Consider the following 5691-nt stretch of genomic DNA (forward strand, 5'->3'; position numbering starts at 1 on the left):
GGCCCATCCCTCCGGGATAGCGTCGAGCACTCGGTCAACAGCTTCTTCGCGCGAAGTCGCAGCGAGCCAGATTTGGACCTCACCGTCATCGGTCGTCACGCGGACTAGATGAACCTCGGTCGCCTGTTGCATGAGCAATAAAAGCGGCATCGAGGGAATTGTTTCAAAAATCTTCGCTTAAGTTAAGCCTGGAACCGCAATTAGGGCGCCATCGCTGACATGCCTACTTTAATGCGGACACTAAGGCCGGAGCGCAAGCTCTCTGTATGTTCAGGCTCAGTCACCACGACGGCGTCGAGTACAGCTTCATGGCGTTGGCGGCAATATCGCTCGTAGCGCTCATCGTAGGCGTCGGCGCTCTGTTGATCGGATGAGCCTGTCTACTCATGGATGATCCAACCGCCTTGGCCTCAGCGTGTACCACCTCGCTGGGGCCGTTTCTTTTGGGCAAAGAAAAAAGCCTGGCTCGCGCCGGGCTTCGTTGTTCAGGCTGACTTGTGAGATAGCGCCGCTTTTCGGCTGCCGCGATGTCGAGAGCCCTTCAGCACCTCATTCACGCGACCGGGATTCACGTCATACGCCGCGATTCGATGTTGAAATTCGCCGTTCCAATGACGAATCCAGATATCCACAGCGTCATCGAATGTCAGCTTGCTGCCCTTGGCGTTGCCAGCACGTTGACCGACACGGCGCGCCGTGTGATGGAGCGCTCGGCTGAGCAGGCCGGATTTTATGAGGCTGGACGAGATCGACGCGTTCTACCCGGCTTCGTCCCAACCGAAGCCACGCCCGCCGACGTGAGCAACGATTCAAACGGTGGTGGGCTGGCGGTGGCGGCGGAGGAAGCGGCGGAGAGGATGACTTGCAACTTGATCCTCTGTTGCTTGCGCTCTTTGAAAAAGATTCCGGACCCTGAGAAGGGCTGGCCCGCTGCGCAACGGGTGCGTTGGTTCAAGACATTCACAATGAACGTCTCCCAAATCTATGATGGAGACGACGAGCCCGTCTAAATGAAGATTGAAGGACAGGGCCGCCAACTGAGGCAACCTTACTTCCTCTTGAGCAGATCGGCCAAGTCCGTCTCGAATATCAGTTGGGTGCGCTCAAAGAGGTCGAGAAGGTCGATTGAGTCTGGCAATCCGCTGCGGGCCACGATTTCCCGCTGGCGCTCGACGATGCGCCGGCCACCATCAACGTGGCGCTGTGCCTGAGCTATCTTTTCATCCAGCGTCATTGCCGGTTCCTGGCTGGAACCAGAGTGCGCCCAGAAACCAGAATACGCCAGTTACAAAATGCGGCCCAGCGGAGAGCGGACCTACTGTTCATCGTCAGGCGGAATGGGTTCGCGGGTTTTCCGGCCCAAGAATGTATCCGGCGGCGGATGGGTTTCGAGGACTTGGGTTGATGCATCGATGACCCGGCGGGACTCATCGATGGTTCTCTTATCGATGAAGACATTCGGCCGATGAATCAATGATCCGCGCACCACTGATCGCCTCCACGATCAACCTTGTTGAACTCCTCAATAACCCCTTAATACGCACTTCGTTCTCACACCGAGAAGCGAGGGCATAAGCTTTGATGTGCCTCAAAGCTTTGGGTCAAACGGAGAACACCGCCGGCCCACGCTCGGTAGTCCTACCGAGAACATCGGCTAAGCCATGGTTTCCGTTCGCTTAATCCGAACTAGGGCACTCTGGAATTCAAATTCGGACACGGGGGCTTAAATACGGACAGCACCGGGTCTGCCCGAAAGAACATATTGCGAACCTAGAACAAACGTGGTACGAGGTTCCAGTCAACAACGCATCTGATCTCGCCCGTTTGTCCCGCTAGCGAATCCCCGCCATAAGGAGCACATCCCAAATGTCCGCCACCGCACTGCGTATCGTCGAAGGATCCTCCATGGACAAGTCCAAGGCCCTCTCAGCCGCGCTCTCCCAGATCGAGCGCCAGTTCGGCAAGGGCTCGGTGATGAAGCTCGGCAAGAACGACCGTTCGATGGATGTCGAGACGATATCGTCGGGATCGCTCGGGCTCGATATCGCGCTCGGCGTCGGCGGCCTGCCGAAGGGCCGCATCGTCGAGATCTACGGGCCGGAATCGTCGGGCAAGACCACGCTGGCGCTGCACACGGTGGCGGAAGGCCAGAAGAAGGGCGGCATCTGCGCCTTCATCGACGCTGAACATGCGCTCGATCCGGTCTATGCGCGCAAGCTCGGCGTCAACATCGACGAGCTCCTGATCTCGCAGCCGGACACCGGCGAGCAGGCGCTCGAGATCGCCGACACGCTGGTGCGCTCCGGCGCGGTCGACGTGCTGGTGATCGATTCGGTCGCGGCGCTGGTGCCGAAGGCCGAGCTCGAGGGCGAGATGGGCGATGCGCTGCCGGGTCTGCAGGCCCGCCTGATGAGCCAGGCGCTGCGCAAGCTCACCGCCTCGATCAACAAGTCGAACACGATGGTGATCTTCATCAACCAGATCCGCATGAAGATCGGCGTGATGTACGGTTCGCCGGAGACCACCACCGGCGGCAACGCGCTGAAATTCTACGCCTCGGTCCGCCTCGACATCCGCCGCATCGGCGCGATCAAGGAGCGCGACGAGGTGGTCGGCAACACCACCCGCGTCAAGGTGGTGAAGAACAAGCTGGCGCCGCCCTTCAAGCAGGTCGAGTTCGACATCATGTATGGCGAGGGCGTTTCCAAGATGGGCGAGATCCTCGACCTCGGCGTCAAGGCCGGCATCGTCGAGAAGTCGGGCGCCTGGTTCTCCTATGACAGCCAGCGGCTCGGCCAGGGCCGCGAGAATTCCAAGGCATTTTTGAAGTCGAATCCCGACATCACCGCCAAGATCGAAGCCGCGATCCGGCAGAACTCCGGCCTGATCTCCGAGCAGATCCTTGCCGGCACGCCCGAGCGCGACGCCGAGGGCGAGGAGCCGACGGAAGAGTAAGGCTCAATTATTTCGCTGCAAGCGGGCGCTGAGGACGTTGAGTTGCCGACGTCTTCGGCGCCCGTTTGGTTTTGTGTGTCTTTCGTGAAGCAGTTGATCCTCAGCTTGCGGTGCTGATGCCACCGTGCGTAGCCGGAGAGCGTCGTGACGAGTCTGATCCTGGCGACAAGCGATCTCGCGAGCTATCGCCTGAGGCAGGCGGGAAGGGCGGATATCGTCGTCGGCTTGAGGCCGCGCTTCGTTTGGAGGAAAATGCCCTCGTCGGCTGACCTCACGACCCTGCTGGAACCGCGTTCTGCAAAGCATGTCGATTTCGACACGCACTGGCTCGACTTCGCCAGTTCAAGATGGACCGGCTCGAACGGTCGGGACGTCGGGCTTGTCGAGCTGTGTGAGCGTTGCGACAGGGTCGAGCTATGGGCCGATCCTCAGCCAAATGACCAGCTGGTGCTGGCCTGGTTGCTCGTGCTCCGCCCGCACCGCCACATCGTAGCGAAGCTCAAGCTGGTCCAGACCGATGTCGAGATCGGCAGGTACCGAAGTGAGAGCTCGGCGAAATGGCGATTGCCTGCACTTGCGGTGACGGATGATCGGTTGGAATTGGCCAGTCGCGCCTGGAACGCCTATCGCGCCCCGACGCCCGAGCCCTGTTTCGACCTTCTCATGCAGGATCTGTCGGCCATCCCGCAGCTCCGCGCGGCGCTGATTGCGTTGCTCGAGGAGCTGCCCGGGCGAGACACCGGCCTCGGCGCGTCCGAACTGCGGATGCTGGATCTAGTCGCCGACGGCAAGACAAGCCCACAGGTCCTTTCGAGCGAGCTGAACAGGGAGCGCGGCGTGTTCGATTTTCAGGAAGCGGAGCTGATCCTGGATCGGCTCGCCGATTGTCCATCACCGGTCCTGACCGGATTCCCCGCCGAGATCGAGGGGGCCGACGATTTGAAGGCCCGACGAGAACGACTCCTGTACAGTCGGTTGTCGCTCACCGATTTCGGCCAGGAAGTGTCGGATCGCGAGCTCGACTTCAGCCAGTACAACACGATCCATCGCTGGTGGGGCGGCACCGAATTGACCAATGAGCGGCTGTGGCGCTGGGATGCCGAGAGCCGCACCTTGGTCGCTCCATAGGTCTGTTCATTGGATCGAGGTGGAGCGCGCAAGCTGTCGTTCAACTGAACCAATGAATTGGCCTGACCCGAAAATGAACCCGTTATGAGCCGGCTCATCTTCACATTCACCGATAGCGGGGCGGGCGGCCTGAAGGCCGCACGGCTTGCCGATTGCGTAATTAGCATCGAGCATCGGTTTGTTTGCGGAAGATTGCCGGCCTCGGGCGATTTCGACGCCTTGTTCGCGCCCCGCGCAGCTGCGCACGGTACCGGGCCCCACTGGCTGGATAATCTCACCGGCAGATCGATTGAGGCCGCGCATCGTCAGGGTCTTGGATTGATCGAATTTTGCGAGCGCTTCGACGCCGTCGATCTGTGGGTCGGTCCCGATCCGAATTCACAACTGCAGTTGATTTGGCTGCTGGATTACTTGCGCCCGCATGCGAACGTCACATCCAGGCTTGCTGTATTCCAGACAAATCACATCATCGGCGAGCAGCAGCCGGCCGAGTTGGCCGCCTGGCAGCTGCAGCTCGTCCCCATCCGTGGCGACCACCTCGAAGCCGCCGGCGTTGCGTGGACAGCCTGGCGCGCATCGACGCCGGAAGCCTGGTTCAATCTGTTGAGGCAGGATCTCGGCGCACTTCCGCGATTGCGGAGTTCAGTCGTCGCGCTCCTGGAAGAACTCCCCTCGCGCGGCTCCGGGCTTGGCGCGACGGAAATGCGATTGCTCGAGTTGATATCCGCAGGCCATGTCCATCCGTACGAATTGTTTCCGGGGCACCAGAAGCTCAACGACCAGAAGACGTTTGACTATTGGGAGGCTGGAGCCTTGCTGGATGGTCTGGCCCATTGTCCTGTGCCTGTCATATCAGGCCTCGTTGAGGGGCCATTTGATCTTGCCATGCACGAAGATCCTGACCGGCACCAACGCTACAAGCGAAGCCGGCTTGCGCTGACCGCCCTCGGACAGGCAATCGTGGCAGGCGCCGGCGACTTCAGCCAGCACAACCCGATCGATCGCTGGTGGGGTGGTACGAAGCTTACCAACGACCGGCTGTGGCGCTGGGATGCCGAGAGCCGCACCTTGGTCGCTCCATAGGTTTGATCGACACCGCGCCGCCGGCAGGGCCGCGTTACGCCAGCGCCTTTTCGCGGCTCGCGATCAGTGCCCGCAAATCCTCGGTCACGGCGACCGACTGGTGCGTCTTCTGGTCGGTCGCGACCCAGATGATCTCGCCGGTGGCGCGCAGGTCATCGGAGCCCTTGGCGAAGATCGCGAGCGCAAGATTGATCGAGGAGCGACCGATCCGCGCGACCCGGACGCAGACCTCGATGTTCTCGTCGAACCGGATCGGCGCCTTGTACTCGACGACCGATTTCACGGTGTGGAAGTCGATCCCGGTCCGCGCCACCTCGCCGAGATAATCGTAGCCCAGCGCGCGGAAATATTCGGTGATGGCGGTGTCGAAATAGGTGAGGTAGTGCGCGTTGAACACCACGGCCTGCGCGTCGACCTCCGAATAGCGGACGCGAAACGGGAAATGGAACCAGAATTCCTCGCGCATGTTTCCTCCTGCCGCGGGCGGGCCAGTCCGTCATTCCGGGGCGCGACGAAGTCGCGAAC

6 protein-coding genes are annotated in these 5691 nt (G+C 60.7%); 4 read left to right on the top strand and 2 right to left on the bottom strand.

What is annotated here, in order from left to right; all coding sequences use genetic code 11:
* Positions 1 to 590 precede the first annotated feature (590 nt).
* Entirely contained in the window at positions 591 to 1010 is a 420-nt protein-coding gene (locus AKL29_RS37575; RefSeq protein WP_152977931.1) for a hypothetical protein, read from the top strand.
* Between the two features lie 38 nt (positions 1011 to 1048).
* Here AKL29_RS37575 and AKL29_RS37580 read toward each other — a convergent pair whose 3' ends face one another.
* Positions 1049 to 1234, bottom strand: coding sequence for a hypothetical protein (locus AKL29_RS37580; RefSeq protein WP_050387651.1), 186 nt, complete (start codon positions 1232 to 1234; stop codon positions 1049 to 1051).
* Positions 1235 to 1866: 632 nt separating this feature from the next.
* Between AKL29_RS37580 and recA the strand changes: the two genes are divergently transcribed.
* The 3 genes from recA to AKL29_RS37595 all read left to right on the top strand — a co-directional run bounded on the left by recA (position 1867) and on the right by AKL29_RS37595 (position 5166).
* Positions 1867 to 2955: a recombinase RecA gene (recA, locus tag AKL29_RS37585; protein ID WP_050387652.1), complete on the top strand. Its 1089-nt coding sequence runs from the start codon at positions 1867 to 1869 to the stop codon at positions 2953 to 2955.
* A 144-nt stretch (positions 2956 to 3099) separates the two neighbouring features.
* A complete protein-coding gene (locus tag AKL29_RS37590) occupies positions 3100 to 4083 on the top strand; it encodes a hypothetical protein (protein WP_063779996.1) in 984 nt (327 codons plus the stop codon).
* An 84-nt stretch (positions 4084 to 4167) separates the two neighbouring features.
* A complete protein-coding gene (locus AKL29_RS37595; protein WP_050387653.1) occupies positions 4168 to 5166 on the top strand; it encodes a hypothetical protein in 999 nt (332 codons plus the stop codon).
* Between the two features lie 34 nt (positions 5167 to 5200).
* Here AKL29_RS37595 and AKL29_RS37600 read toward each other — a convergent pair whose 3' ends face one another.
* Positions 5201 to 5632 (bottom strand): acyl-CoA thioesterase, encoded by a 432-nt coding sequence (locus AKL29_RS37600; RefSeq protein WP_050387654.1) that lies wholly within the window; start codon positions 5630 to 5632, stop codon positions 5201 to 5203.
* Positions 5633 to 5691: the final 59 nt, after the last annotated feature.

It is taken from the genome of Bradyrhizobium pachyrhizi (genome assembly GCF_001189245.1).
Classification (GTDB): Bacteria; Pseudomonadota; Alphaproteobacteria; order Rhizobiales; family Xanthobacteraceae; genus Bradyrhizobium; species Bradyrhizobium pachyrhizi.

Coding starts and splice junctions, on each gene's coding strand:
- AKL29_RS37580 (WP_050387651.1), bottom strand. CDS start 1,234: ATGACGCTGGATGAAAAGATAGCTCAGGCACAGCGCCACGTTGATGGT.
- AKL29_RS37600 (WP_050387654.1), bottom strand. CDS start 5,632: ATGCGCGAGGAATTCTGGTTCCATTTCCCGTTTCGCGTCCGCTATTCG.
- AKL29_RS37575 (WP_152977931.1), top strand. CDS start 591: ATGTTGAAATTCGCCGTTCCAATGACGAATCCAGATATCCACAGCGTC.
- AKL29_RS37595 (WP_050387653.1), top strand. CDS start 4,168: ATGAGCCGGCTCATCTTCACATTCACCGATAGCGGGGCGGGCGGCCTG.
- recA (WP_050387652.1), top strand. CDS start 1,867: ATGTCCGCCACCGCACTGCGTATCGTCGAAGGATCCTCCATGGACAAG.